The sequence below is a fragment of the uncultured Bradyrhizobium sp. genome, from assembly GCF_947648125.1.
Classification (GTDB): domain Bacteria; phylum Pseudomonadota; class Alphaproteobacteria; order Rhizobiales; family Xanthobacteraceae; genus Bradyrhizobium.
The window spans coordinates 1-13,547 of sequence record NZ_CANSMR010000004.1 but is presented as its reverse complement, the minus strand read 5'-3'; the positions used below and the strand labels follow the sequence as shown (position 1 = coordinate 13,547).

12 protein-coding genes are annotated in these 13,547 nt (G+C 64.5%); 7 read left to right on the top strand and 5 right to left on the bottom strand.

Annotated features, from left to right (window positions below; all coding sequences use genetic code 11):
- Positions 1-162: 162 nt before the first annotated feature.
- Entirely contained in the window at positions 163-711 is a 549-nt protein-coding gene (locus tag Q0030_RS09470) for a cytochrome c family protein (protein ID WP_298365822.1), read from the bottom strand.
- 199 nt (positions 712-910) lie between these two features.
- Here Q0030_RS09470 and Q0030_RS09465 point away from each other — a divergent pair, with 199 nt between their 5' ends.
- The gene (locus Q0030_RS09465; RefSeq protein WP_298365820.1) at positions 911-1,651 is read left to right on the top strand and encodes a 3-deoxy-manno-octulosonate cytidylyltransferase; all 741 of its coding nucleotides are present in this window, start codon (positions 911-913) and stop codon (positions 1,649-1,651) included.
- A 21-nt stretch (positions 1,652-1,672) separates the two neighbouring features.
- The gene (locus Q0030_RS09460) at positions 1,673-2,533 is read left to right on the top strand and encodes a prephenate dehydratase (RefSeq protein WP_298365818.1); all 861 of its coding nucleotides are present in this window, start codon (positions 1,673-1,675) and stop codon (positions 2,531-2,533) included.
- Positions 2,534-2,602: 69 nt separating this feature from the next.
- On the opposite strand, the gene Q0030_RS09455 is transcribed toward Q0030_RS09460, so the two are convergent.
- Positions 2,603-3,625, bottom strand: a complete 1,023-nt coding sequence (locus Q0030_RS09455; RefSeq protein WP_298365815.1) for an LLM class flavin-dependent oxidoreductase — start codon at positions 3,623-3,625, stop codon at positions 2,603-2,605.
- A gap of 393 nt (positions 3,626-4,018) precedes the next feature.
- On the opposite strand from Q0030_RS09455, the gene metF reads away from it, so the two are divergent.
- From metF to maiA, 3 genes are all read left to right on the top strand, one after another.
- Positions 4,019-4,933 carry a methylenetetrahydrofolate reductase [NAD(P)H] gene (gene metF / locus Q0030_RS09450; RefSeq protein ID WP_298365813.1) on the top strand — a complete coding sequence of 305 codons (915 nt, stop codon included), beginning with the start codon at positions 4,019-4,021 and terminating at the stop codon, positions 4,931-4,933.
- Positions 4,934-4,948: 15 nt separating this feature from the next.
- A complete protein-coding gene (metH, locus tag Q0030_RS09445) occupies positions 4,949-8,803 on the top strand; it encodes a methionine synthase (protein WP_298365811.1) in 3,855 nt (1,284 codons plus the stop codon).
- Between the two features lie 168 nt (positions 8,804-8,971).
- Positions 8,972-9,637, top strand: coding sequence for a maleylacetoacetate isomerase (gene maiA / locus Q0030_RS09440; protein ID WP_298365809.1), 666 nt, complete (start codon positions 8,972-8,974; stop codon positions 9,635-9,637).
- Between the two features lie 297 nt (positions 9,638-9,934).
- Here the strand turns inward: maiA and Q0030_RS09435 are convergent, their stop codons facing one another.
- From Q0030_RS09435 to Q0030_RS09425, 3 genes are all read right to left on the bottom strand, one after another.
- Complete coding sequence (locus tag Q0030_RS09435) at positions 9,935-11,026, bottom strand: Cj0069 family protein (RefSeq protein WP_298365807.1); 1,092 nt, start codon at positions 11,024-11,026, stop codon at positions 9,935-9,937.
- Between the two features lie 120 nt (positions 11,027-11,146).
- Positions 11,147-12,220 (bottom strand): nickel/cobalt efflux transporter, encoded by a 1,074-nt coding sequence (locus Q0030_RS09430; protein WP_298365805.1) that lies wholly within the window; start codon positions 12,218-12,220, stop codon positions 11,147-11,149.
- 5 nt (positions 12,221-12,225) lie between these two features.
- Positions 12,226-12,504, bottom strand: coding sequence for a metal/formaldehyde-sensitive transcriptional repressor (locus Q0030_RS09425; RefSeq protein ID WP_050406339.1), 279 nt, complete (start codon positions 12,502-12,504; stop codon positions 12,226-12,228).
- 90 nt (positions 12,505-12,594) lie between these two features.
- Between Q0030_RS09425 and Q0030_RS09420 the strand changes: the two genes are divergently transcribed.
- A complete protein-coding gene (locus tag Q0030_RS09420; protein ID WP_298365803.1) occupies positions 12,595-13,038 on the top strand; it encodes a hypothetical protein in 444 nt (147 codons plus the stop codon).
- A 226-nt stretch (positions 13,039-13,264) separates the two neighbouring features.
- Positions 13,265-13,547: rhodanese-like domain-containing protein (locus tag Q0030_RS09415; protein ID WP_298365800.1), on the top strand; the 283-nt coding region annotated here is incomplete at its 3' end.

Genomic DNA, 13,547 nt, shown 5'->3' with positions numbered 1-13,547 from the left:
GTTCGACAAATTACGTTGCTTTTTCCTCATGATATTGGCCCGGGAACAATATCGGTGCGGCGAAACGTCCCGATAACAACCCCCGCGACAACGGATTCCCCATGCGAAAACGGCCAGGCATTGCCTGGCCGTTTCATCCGCATGCTTGCGCGAAGCAATTCGTTACTTCGAAGCGGTCGGGAGCGGAGCCGGGTGCTCCGAGTTCGAATTCAGATAGGCGATGATGTCGGCGCGCTCGCTGTCCTTCGGCACGCCGGCGAAGCCCATCGCGGTGCCCGGGACGAAGGCCTTCGGGTTGGTCAGGAACTTGTTCAGGTCGTCGAACGACCAGTCGCCGCCCTTGCCCTTCATCGCGGCCGAGAAATTGAAGCCACGGCCCTCGCCCTTCTTCTCGCCGACGATGCCGAACAGGTTCGGACCGACGCGGTTGGGGCCGCCCTTTTCGAAGGTATGGCAGGCCTGACACTTCTTGGCGGCAGCTGCGCCCTTCTCGGCGGAAGCGGTCTGCAGCAGCTTCTCGATCGGCTCGGAGGCGGCCGCAGCGGCCTCGCCGCCACCGCCATGGGACTCTTCCTTCACCGCGATCTCAAAACCCGGCTTCTCCGGCATCTTGGCCGAAAAGACCGATCCGGCGGTAAAGCTCATCACCAGGACGACGATGCAGGTGCCGAGAACCGCACCGAGGATTTTGTTGAGTTCGAAGGAGTCCATTTCGGTCAGGCTCCGGGCCTTGAATGTCGACTTCAGGCCGGGAATACGGCCGCGAGGAAAGACCTGGGAATCGGCCTTATCGCACCGCCCCAAGCAGGGTTGAGATATCGGTTTGCCCGCGCTCTGGCAACCCGTATAAACGCGCCGAATTCAACCTCCTCCCCGCCAATTTCCGCAGGCCGGACGGGCCCCGACACGAATGACCCAACCCCGTACCTTGGTGCTGATTCCGGCCCGCATGGCCGCCACGCGCCTCCCCGGCAAACCGCTGCTCGATATCGCGGGCGCGCCGATGATCGTCCATGTGCTGCGGCGCGCCGAGGCGGCCGGGATCGGCCGGGTCGCGGTCGCAACCGACACGGCCGAGATCGCAGCCGCGGTGAAGGCTGCCGGCGGCGAGGTGGTCATGACCCGCCCGGACCATCCCTCCGGCTCGGACCGGATCCATGAAGCGATGACGATCCTCGACCCCGGCGGCGCTGCCGAGATCGTGGTCAATCTGCAGGGCGACTTCCCGACCATCACGCCCGAAACGATCCGCAGCGTGATGCCGCCGCTCGCCGACCCCACCGTCGACATTTCGACCCTGGCCTCGCGCATCCATACCGAGGAGGAGGATCAGGCCCCCAGCGTCGTCAAGGCGGTCGGCTCGCCGATTGGCGCGAACCGGCTGCGCGCGCTCTATTTCACCCGCGCCACCGCGCCTTATGGCGATGGACCGCGCTACCACCATATCGGCCTCTACGCCTACCGCCGTGCCGCCCTGGAGCGGTTCGTGCGGCTGCCGCCCTCGCCGCTGGAGCAGCAGGAGAAGCTCGAGCAGCTGCGCGCACTGGAGGCCGGGATGCGGATCGACATCACCATCGTCGACACCGTCCCCCGCGGCGTGGACACCCCGGCCGACCTTGAAACCGCCCGCAGAATACTTTCCAAAGCCTGACCGGGTGCTAAAAGGCCCGCCATGACCAAGAAGCTGAAAATCGCGTTCCAGGGCGAGCCTGGCGCCAATTCCCACATCGCGATCGCCGAGGCGTATCCCGACGCCGAGCCGATGCCCTGCCCGACCTTCGAGGACGCGCTGGCGGTGATTTCCTCCGGCGAGGCCGATCTCGGCATGATCCCGATCGAGAATTCGGTCGCCGGCCGCGTCGCCGACATCCATCATCTGCTGCCCGCCTCGGGCCTGTTCATCGTTGGCGAATGGTTCTTGCCGATCCGCCACCAGCTGATGGCGGTGAAGGGCACCAAGCTCGCCGACATCAAGAGCGTGGAGAGCCACGTCCACGCGCTGGGCCAGTGCCGGCGCATCATCCGCAAGCTCGGCATCCGGCCGATCGTCGCCGGCGACACCGCCGGCAGCGCCCGCGACATCTCCGAGCGCGGCGACAAGAGCGTGGCGGCGATCGCCTCGCGCCTCGCCGCCGATATCTATGGCCTCGATATTCTCGCCGAGGACATCGAGGACGAGGCCCACAACACCACCCGCTTCGTGGTGCTGGCGCGCGAGGCCAAATGGGCCGCGCAGGGCTCGGGGCCGCTGGTCACCAGTTTTGTTTTCCGGGTGCGCAATCTGCCCGCCGCGCTCTACAAGGCACTCGGCGGCTTCGCCACCAACGGCGTCAATATGACCAAGCTCGAAAGCTACATGGTCGACGGCAATTTCTTTGCCACGCAATTCTATGCCGATGTCGACGGCCACCCCGACGACCGCGGACTTGCCTTTGCGCTGGAGGAATTGAAATTCTTCTCGCGCGAATTCCGCATCGTCGGCGTCTATCCCGGCCACCCGTTCCGCGCGACCTTCAGCGAGACGCAGGCCTAAGTCAGGCGAGCGCAATCTTTCCACACGTCGTCCCGGCCTAGTGCGCAATTGCGCACTAGGCCGGGACGATCATAATGCGACTTCCTTCTTCGCAAGCCCGAACGCCTCGGCAAGCAGGCCGTACGACTTCTTCCGCGCTTCGTGGTCATAAACCGCGGTGATCACCATCAGCTCGTCGGCCTGGCACGCCGCGATCAGCGACTCCAGCTTCGTCATCACGGTTGCGGGGCTGCCGACGAAGAACCGCGCGCGGTTGCGCGCGATCGAGGCGCGCTCGGCGTCGATGTAGGGATAGGCCTCGGCCTCCTCGACGCTCGGCAGCGGCAGATACTGGCCGCGATCGCGGCGCAGCCGGTTGAGGTCCATCGACATCGCAAGCCGCTCGGCTTCCGCGTCGGTCTCGGCCGTGACCACGGCGACCGCCAGGATCGACTGCGGCGTCGTACGCCAGCCCGACGGCTTGAAATGCGCGCGATAATTCGTCATCGCCGCAATTGCGTCGTGAGTGGCAAAATGATGCGCGAACGCAAACCCCATCCCGACCTGGGCGGCGAGTTCGGCCGAATAGTCGCTCGAGCCGAGCAGCCAGATCGGCGGCAGCGGCGAATCATCCGGCATCGCCACCACATTGTTGTAGGGATGGCCGGCCGGGAAATCGCGCGTCTCCCAAAGCGTCAACTCGTGCAACCGCTCGAGGAAGTCGTCGCCCTCACGGCGATCGAGCCGGCTGCGTAGCGCGTAGGCCGTGGCGCCATCGGTGCCGGGCGCACGACCGAGGCCAAGATCGATGCGGCCGGGAAACAGCGCCTCAAGCATCTTGAAGCGCTCGGCGACCACGAGCGGTGCGTGGTTGGGCAGCATCACGCCGCCGGAGCCGACCCGGATATGCTGCGTCACCGCCGCAATCTGCCCGATCATCAAATCGGGCGCCGGGCTCGCGACCGAGGCGAGGTTGTGGTGTTCGGCGAGCCAGTATCTGACGTAGCCGAGACCATCGACATGGCGCGCCAGATCGATGCTGTTACGGAGCGCAGCGGCGGGCCTGGTGCCAGACGTGACGACGGACAGGTCGAGGACGGAGAGCGGGATCATGGCCGACAACCTAATGTGGCACCGCGAGGAGACAAAGACACCGGCCGCGCAGAGCAGTCCCGCACCGGAAAGTCGGCGCCGGTCATTGCGGCTCTTGGGACGAAATACGAAGATTCATTGACATTCCGGCTTGCCCACGGCTGATCCCGACGTCTAATCAGCGCCGTAAATATCTATTTTTATTATTATATATCAAGGATATAACCCTAAAACTCGTCAACCGTCGTCACAGCCCACCCCGCGTTCTCGATCGCTCATTTTGACCAAATCTACGTCTTCAATGGGCAATTTCCCACATCCGATGGGCTGTTTCGGCCCACCGGTTTGGCCTATCTTAGGGTCACCATATCCAGGCCGGACATCTGCCCTCCAGTTGCGGAGCCCTTGCGTATCATGACCGAGACCATTTCCTCCCTGCCGAACGGGCAGCGCGCGCCGAAAGCGCCGAAAATCTCCTTCGAGTTCTTCCCGCCGAAGACGGAGGAGATGGAGCGCAATCTCTGGGAGACCATCAAGCGCCTGGCGCCCCTGACGCCGAACTTCGTCTCGGTCACCTACGGCGCCGGCGGCTCGACCCGCGAGCGCACCCATTCCACCATCAGTCGCATCCTTCGCGAGACCGATCTGCTGCCGGCCGCGCATCTGACCTGCGTCAGCGCCTCGCGCAGCGAGATCGACGAGATCGTCGACCGCTATCATGAGGTCGGTGTCCGCCACATCGTGGCGCTGCGCGGCGATCCGCCCGGCGGCATCGGCACGCCCTACTTCACCCATCCCGACGGCTACCAGAGCTCGGCCGAGCTCGTCGCCGGCATCAAGAAGCGCCACGCCGACATCGAGATCTCGGTGTCCGCCTATCCTGAGAAGCATCCGGAAGCCAAGGATTTCGATACCGACATCGACACCCTGAAGGCCAAGGTCGATGCCGGCGCGACGCGCGCGATCACCCAGGTATTCTTCGACAACGACCTCTATCATCGCTACGTCGACCGGGTGCGCGCACGCGGCATCGAGATTCCGATCGTGCCTGGCATCATGCCGATGCACAATTTCAAGCAGGCCCGCAATTTCGTGACGCGCGCCGGCACCAGCGTGCCGGACTGGCTCGCCGAGAAATTCGAGGGCCTCGACAATGACGCCGAGACCCGCAAGCTGGTCGCCGCCACCGTCGCCGCCGGCCAGGTGCAGAAGCTGTTCAAGCACGGCGTCGACACCTTCCACTTCTACACCATGAACCGCGCGGACCTCGTGTTCGCGATCAGCCACCTGCTCGGCATCCGGCCGACCGGTGCCCAAAAAGCTGCCTGACCCAGAAAGCGATCGATGTCCGTTCCGGTTTCTCCCAAGCGTAACGCTTTGCTCGCGGCTGCCCGCGAGCGCATCCTGGTGCTCGACGGCGCCATGGGCACGATGATCCAGGGCTTGCAGTTCGACGAAGCCGCCTTCCGTGGCGAACGCTTTGCGGGCTTCCACCGCGACATCAAGGGCAACAACGATCTCCTGATCCTGACCCAGCCCGAGGCGATCACGGACATCCACGCCGCTTACCTGCGTGCTGGTGCCGACATCGTCGCGACCAACACCTTCTCCTCCACCTCGATCGCGCAGGCCGACTACGACATGTCGGACCTCGCTTATGAGCTGAACCTGCAGGGTGCGCGGCTCGCACGCGCCGCCGCCGAGCGGGTGAGCGCCGAGGACGGCAAACAACGCTTCGTCGCCGGCGCGCTCGGCCCGACCAACCGCACCGCCTCGATCTCGCCCGACGTCTCCAATCCCGGCTATCGCGCGGTGACCTTCGACGATCTGCGCAAGGCCTATGGCGAACAGGCCAAGGGCCTGCTCGACGGCGGCGCCGACCTGCTGCTGGTCGAGACCATCTTCGACACGCTGAACGCCAAGGCGGCGCTGTATGCGATCGCCGAGATCATCGAGGAGCGCGGCATCGACGTGCCCGTGATGATTTCCGGCACCATCACCGACAAATCCGGCCGCCTGCTCTCCGGGCAATTGCCGGAGGCGTTCTGGCATTCGGTGCGGCACGCCAAGCCGATCACGATCGGCTTCAACTGCGCACTCGGCGCCGAGGATCTGCGCGCGCACATCGCCGATATCGGCCGCGTCGCGGACACGCTGGTCTGTGCTTACCCGAACGCCGGCCTGCCCAACGAGTTCGGCCAGTATGACGAGACGCCGGACTACATGGCGCGGCTGATCGGCGAATTCGCCGCCGCCGGCCTCGTCAACATCGTGGGCGGTTGCTGCGGCACCACGCCAGACCATATCGCCGCGATCGCCAAGGCCGTCGCCCCGCACAAGCCGCGCGTCGTGCCCGAGATCGAACCGCGTCTCAAGCTCTCCGGACTCGAGCCGTTCACGCTGACCGACGCGATCCCGTTCGTGAACGTCGGCGAACGCACCAACGTCACGGGTTCGGCGCGCTTCCGCAAGCTGATCACCGCGGGCGACTACACCGCCGCGCTTCAGGTCGCACGCGACCAGGTCGAGAACGGCGCCCAGGTCATCGACGTCAACATGGACGAGGGTCTCCTTGACTCTGAAGCGGCGATGGTGACGTTCCTCAACCTCGTCGCCGCCGAGCCCGACATCGCACGCGTGCCCGTGATGGTCGACTCCTCGAAATTCCACGTCATCGAGGCTGGCCTGAAATGCATCCAGGGCAAGCCCATCGTGAACTCGATCTCGATGAAGGAAGGCGAGGAGAAATTCCTGCACGAGGCGACGGTCGCCAAGCGTCACGGCGCCGCCGTGGTGGTGATGGCGTTCGACGAGGCCGGCCAGGCCGACACGTTCGCGCGCAAGACCGAGATCTGCAAGCGCGCCTACGACATCCTAGTGGGCCGGCTCGACTTCCCGCCCGAGGACATCATCTTCGATCCGAATATTTTTGCGATCGCGACCGGCCTCGAGGAGCACAACAATTACGGCGTCGACTTCATCGAGGCGACGCGCTGGATCCGCCAGAACCTGCCCGGCGCCCACATCTCCGGCGGCGTCTCCAACCTGTCGTTCTCGTTCCGCGGCAACGAGCCGGTGCGCGAGGCGATGCACTCGGTGTTCCTGTATCACGCCATCCATGCCGGCATGGACATGGGCATCGTCAATGCCGGGCAGATGATCGTCTATGACGACATCGACCCCGAGCTGCGCCAGACCTGCGAGGACGTGATCCTCAACCGCGATCCGGGCGCCTCCGAGCGGCTCTTGGCGCTTGCGGAGAAATTCCGCGGCAAGGAGAAGCAGACCAAGGAGCAGGATCTCGCCTGGCGCGAATGGCCGGTCGAGAAGCGGCTGTCGCACGCGCTGGTGCACGGCATCACCGAGTTCATCGAGGCCGACACCGAGGCCGCGCGCCAGAACGCCACCCGTCCGCTCGACGTCATCGAGGGCCCGCTGATGGCCGGCATGAACGTGGTCGGCGACCTGTTTGGCGACGGCAAGATGTTCCTGCCGCAGGTCGTGAAGTCGGCGCGCGTGATGAAGCAGGCGGTCGCCTATCTGATGCCGTTCATGGAGGAGGAGAAGGCGCGCAACCTCGCCAACGGCATCACCGGCGGCCGCAACGCCGCGGGCAAGATCGTGCTCGCGACGGTGAAGGGCGACGTCCACGACATCGGCAAGAACATCGTCGGCATCGTGCTCCAGTGCAACAATTTCGAGGTCATCGACCTCGGCGTCATGGTGCCTGCCAACAAGATCATCGAGACGGCGAAGGCCGAGGGCGCCGACATCATCGGCCTGTCCGGCCTGATCACGCCCTCGCTCGACGAGATGAGCTTCCTCGCCGGCGAGCTGGAACGGCAGGGCATGAACGTGCCGCTGCTGATCGGCGGCGCCACCACCAGCCGGGTGCATACCGCCGTGAAGATCGACCCGAACTATCCGGGCGGCCCGGTCGTGCACGTCAATGACGCGAGCCGCGCCGTCGGCGTCGCCTCCTCGCTGCTGTCGGCCGAGAAGAAGCAGGCCTATGCCGCCGAGGTGCGCGCCGAATACGCAAAAATCTCGACGGCGCATTTCCGCGCCCAGGCCGACAAGAAGCGGCTGAAGCTTAACGACGCCCGCGCCAACAAGGTCGCAATCGACTTTGCCGCAGTGCCGCCGAAGAAACCGGCCTTCTTCGGGCTGAAGAGTTTTGACGCCTACGATCTCGCCGAGCTCGCCGATTACATCGACTGGACGCCGTTCTTCCAGACCTGGGAATTGACCGGCCGCTTCCCGGCGATCCTCGACGATCCCAAGGTCGGCGAGGTCGCGCGCTCGCTCTATGCCGACGCGCGCAAGATGCTCGACACGATCATCCAGGAGAAGTGGTTCACCGCGCGGGCCACCATCGGCTTCTGGCCGGCAAATGCCGTCGGTGACGACATCGAGGTCTATGCCGACGAGAGCCGCGCCAAGAAGATCGCGACCTTCCACACGCTGCGCCAGCAGCTGGAGAAGCGCGAGGGCCGCTTCAACGCGGCGCTGTCGGACTTCGTCGCACCAAAGGGGACCGGCGTGCCCGACTATATCGGCGGCTTCGTCGTCACGGCGGGGATCGGCGAGGATGCGGTCGCCGATCGCTTCAAGAACGCCAATGACGACTACTCATCGATCCTGTGCAAGGCGCTGGCCGATCGTCTCGCCGAGGCCTTCGCCGAGCGCATGCACCAGCGCGTGCGCAAGGAGTTCTGGGGTTATGCGCCCGACGAGACGTTCGCGGCGGACGAATTGATCCTCGAGAAATATGACGGCATCCGCCCCGCGCCCGGCTATCCGGCGCAGCCCGATCACACCGAGAAGCGGACGCTGTTCGCGCTGCTCGATGCCGAGAACAGGTCCGGCGTGAAGCTGACCGAGAGCTACGCGATGTGGCCGGGCTCGTCGGTCTCGGGCCTGTATTTCTCGCATCCCGAAAGCTTCTATTTCGGCGTCGGCAAGATCGAGCGCGACCAGGTCGAGGACTATGCCGCGCGCAAGGCCATGACGGTGGCCGAGATCGAGCGCTGGCTCGCGCCGGTCTTGAACTACATCCCCTCGCAGGACGGCGCCAAGGGATCGGCGATCGCACCCGCCGCGACGCCCGCCAACGACGAGGAACTGGCCTCGCATCCGCAGGGCTGCACCTGCGCGGTGCACCTTGCCTGGCGGAAGAAAAAGGTGGGTGCGGGGTAGGCCTTTCTTCCCTTCTCCCCTTGTGGGAGAAGGTGGCGTGGACGCAGTCCACGCCGGATGAGGGGTCTCCATCCGCGGAGACAGACCCCTCACCCGTCCGCGATGCGTTGCATCGCGTCCACCCTCTCCCACAAGGGGAGAGGGGAAGACTCGCGGAGTGGCCACACCATGCAATTCTTCTCCTTCTGGCGATCGCTGGCGAGCTTTCGGGTGCGGATCGCGCTCAATCTGAAGGGCGTGCCGGCCGAGGTCGTGTTCGTCGACATCGACGCGGACGCGCATCGCGCCGATGCCTATCGCAAGATCAATCCGCAGATGGCGCTGCCGGCGCTGGTGACCGACGACGGCACGGTGCTGTTCCAGTCGCTCGCGATCATCGACTATCTCGACGAGACCTACCCGACCCCGCCGCTGCTACCGTCCGATGCGCTCGGCCGCGCCCGGGTGCGGGGGCTTGCACTGATCGTCGCCTGCGAGGGCCATCCGCTGCTGACGCCGCGGGTGCGCCGCTATCTCGACCGCGAGCTCGATCTGCGCGACAGCCAGCAGAACGCCTGGCGGCGGCACTGGACGGTCGAGACGCTGGCGGCGCTCGAGGGCCTCCTCGCCGGCCACAAGGCAACCGGCCAGTTCTGTCACGGCGATGCGCCGACCCTCGCCGACATCTGCCTGGTCGGCCATGTCACGGCGGCGATCAACCAGCAGATCAGCCTGTCGCCCTGGCCAACCGTGAAGCGCATCCACGACACCGCGATGGCGCTGCCGGCGTTCGCCAACGCGCATCCCTCCGCGCAGCCGGATACGCCGGAGGGGACGCGGGCGAATGCAACGTAAGGAATCTCCGTATCGTCATCCTGGCGAAAGCCAGGACCCATAGCCACCGAATTTGATTGTGAACGAGATCGTGACCCCAGCGTCGCACAGCAATTTCCATTTGGGGTAATGGGTCCTGGCTTTCGCCAGGACGACGATGAGGATGGATCGCGATTCAAGTTGCCACACCACGCGGTGTCATCACGCGCACGCGGGTGATCCAGCATTCCAGAGGTGCCAGTGCTTGAGTCGCGATGCCACAGCGCCCTCCAGGCGTCGCCCCGCAATGACGATGGATAGAGTTGCGCGATATTTGCGCTATCGTCCAGCGTCGCTCTCCATGTTCCGGCCAATGCGATCGCTGACCGTCCTTGCGATCGCCGCCGGCGCCTCGTCGGGGATCGCGAAGCACGAGCTCGCGTTGATCTCGCAGAGCACATAGGTGTCCGCACCATCGGCATCACGCGGACCATAGAGGAAGTCGGCATCCCAGATCACCGGCAACGACGCTTCATCGATCGCCAGCGTCGCCATCAACTGCGGAATCCATTCGTCCTCCATCAGCCGCCGCAGCGTCTGGAATTGTGCGGCGTCGGGACCGTGCATGATGCGCGGTCCGGGTTGAGCTTGCGGTGAATCCGGGCCTTCCGGCGGCGGCGGGATCAAGGCCTTGATCAGCTGGTGTCCGAAGCCTGCGACCTTCGTTCCGCTCACATAGCAACGGATCATGCCCTCGGGCAGCCGCGGCTGGAACGCCTGATCGATGATGCAGCCGCCCCAACCGAAATACGGCTCGCAGCGCGCCATGAAAGCCTCCAGCGGCATCTCCTCGGGCTGGCTGCCGCGCAGCGCGTGGAGCACGCGGACAGTGGCGTCCGCATTCGGCAGAGCCTCCACCTTCCAGACCCCCTGCCCGCCATTGCCGCGGTTCTGCTTGAGCACGCGCGGCCCGGCCGCGCGAAGGCGCGGCGGGAATTCGGCGCGGAAGGCGTCCGCGGTGGCGTATCGATGCGTGTCGGCGCCCCAGCCCAGATGACGTGTCCGATAGAGCACGTCCTTGACGCCCATCTTGAGGATGATTTCGGGATGTGCGCTGACCCATGAACGTTTCATTGGGCCTTTTGCCGCAACCTCGCGTAACAGCGGATCGAGCGTCGCGCGAGTCTTGCCCTGATGGATCGGATCGACCCAGACGAGAACGCCGTCCATGGTCAGCAATTGGTCGCGGACGAGATCGGCGACGGCCTCGTCATAGACGACGGGAAAAGCGTCGATGCCGGAAGCGGCAAGCGCTTCGAAGACGCGAACGAAACGGCTGTTCTGCGCCGTCGCCTCCTGCCGCGACGCGGCATCGCCACGCCACAGGATGGCGATTCTGGAACGACGGGAAATGTGCTGATCTGTGTCCATAACAAGCTCCACGACGTGAGTGTCGCGCAGAGCTTGGACCGAAGTCTCACGGGGAGTCTGCCTTGCCCCCGTAGGGACAAGTCTAGACGACTTCGCGCAGCTTTCAAGATGGACGTGGGATCAGGCCGTGATCCCGTGCAACCCAAGCCAGCCCGTGTAGAGGCCGACCAGCACGATCAGTGCGGCCGACACGTAGGGCGCGCGTTGGGCGAAGCGGCTGAAGCCACCCCAATGACGCTCGACATGACGGAGACTGAGCGCCGCCGCGACACCGACCGAGACCATGGTGATCGCAAGCCCTATGCCGAAGCAGAGCACCAGCACGAAGCCGAGGCTGAATTGCTTGAGCTGAAGGCAGAGCAGCAGCACGGTGATCGCCGCCGGACACGGAATGAGGCCGCCGGTCAGGCCGAACAGAATGATCTGCCACGTCGTGACGGTCCGCCCGGCAAAGCGCTTGCGGATGTCGGCAGCGTGCGCGCGGGCATGCGCATCATCCGCGTCGCCGAGGTCCATATGCGCATGGTCATGCTCCTCGAACAGGACTTCCACAATGTCCGCGCGCACCGACACGCGGGCCTTGAAGGCATGCGGTTCCGGAATTTCATCGATGCTTTCCAGATAGCCGTCCCGCGCGGCGAAGCGGAACTGCTGCTCGCTGCCGTCAGCGCGGATCGTCACGACATCGACCTCGCCGGCTGCCGGAAGCGCCCCGGCCTCGCTGCGCAACCGCCAGCGCGGCGGCACACCATCCTCGAAGACTTCGAGCGACAGCGATTGCCCGGCCAGGGTCAATTGTCGAGTTTCGTCGTGATGATGGTGGTCATGGTCATGGTCGTGCTCGGAGTTCTGCTCGCGCCAGGTGCGCCAGGCCATCCAGGCCGCGATCGTGATGATGATCGCCGCCGATACCAGTTGCAGCCAGGCTTCGCTGCGTTCGCCGGACCATTGCTGGCCGAAATGCAGTCCCGCCAACGCGATGATCCAGACGATGGCCGTGTGCGAGATCGTCGCCGACAGGCCGAGCAGCACCGCCTGCAGCACCGTACCGCGGATCGCGACGATGAAGGCCGCCATCATCGTCTTGGAGTGGCCAGGCTCGAGACCATGCAGAGCGCCGAGCAGGATCGCACTGGGGATGAACAGCCATGCATGCGCGCTGCTCTGCTGGAGCAGCTGGGACAGATCGGTCATGTGCTTCACTTCAAATAGGTACGAACAACGTCGATCAGGTCGGCGGCGCCCTGCGCTCTCTCGGGATCCTTTTCCCGGGCAGGATCCACCACGTGATGGCGGATGTGATCCTCGAGCAGTTCCGCGGTGAGGCCATTGATGGCGCCGCGAACCGAGGCCACCAGCATCAGCACGTCGGCACAGCCGAGCTCGGACTCCAGTGCCCGCTCAACGGCCTCCAGCTGACCCTTGATGCGGCGAACCCGGCCAACGAGCTTGGACTTGTGCTTGATCGTGTGCGACATACCCATAATATAGGGGGGTACCCTATATTAGTCAACCGGCTTGAGGCATGGCTGGGGGGCGCGGGCGTAGCCGCACCCACGCTGGTGGCGTTGCCCGCGCTTTACATTGCGGCGCGAACGGCATTGAATCAGGTCAAACCAACAACAAGGCTAACGAGGCAAGCAAGGAGGCGCCGCGTGAAAGTCCACATCCTGATGTTGGCTCTCCCGTTCCTGCTTTCGAGCGTGCTGCCGGCCATGTCCAAGAGCAGCATCGGGCACAATGATGGCCCCTGGAATTCCGATCACATCGACAATTTGCCGTCCGAAGTCCGGCAATACATCGCAGAGATTTGCAGAGGACCCGCCAGCGCGCAACACGACTTCGCGACCTATTCGCCGCGTGAGAAGCGCTGGCGGATAAACCTCGAATATCTCCGCTGCAACGGCATCGGCGCATTTCGTCGGGGCAACCAGTGCCTGGACGTCGACTTCGTTGAGCAAGGCTCGCGATTTCACCTCGGCGCAAAACAATTCAGGGATTGCGGCTTCTAGATCGCAGCGATCCCGACCGTCTGAGTCTTGCGTCGCGGTCGGAACATTGTTCCAAACCGCGCAGGTGAACTGTTAGTGACAGTGACCTGGACGTTTCGCTTGTGACCGCAGCGCACGCCCGTTGACATCGATCAACACAAGGTCTTAATTCCAGAGCACGGGGATGTGCGATCTCCCCGCGAGGCGACATGCCCAAGAATCGCGTCCTGTTCACCAAGGACGCACCATGTCGTCATACACATCGATCTCATCCGAAAAACTGTCTCGTCTCATCGGCACCGCCAAAGCGCCGACGCTCGTCGACGTCCGCCTCGATGAGGATTTCGCCGCCGATCCGCGCTTGATCCCGGGCGCCATCAGGCACTCCCATCTCGACGTTCAGGACTGGGCTCACCGCCTGACCGGTCAGTCCGTGGTCGTGGTCTGCCAGAAGGGGCAGAAGCTCAGCGAAGGCACCGCCGCCTGGCTCCGATGCGGCAACATTGCTGCCGAAGTTCTCGAGGGCGGCC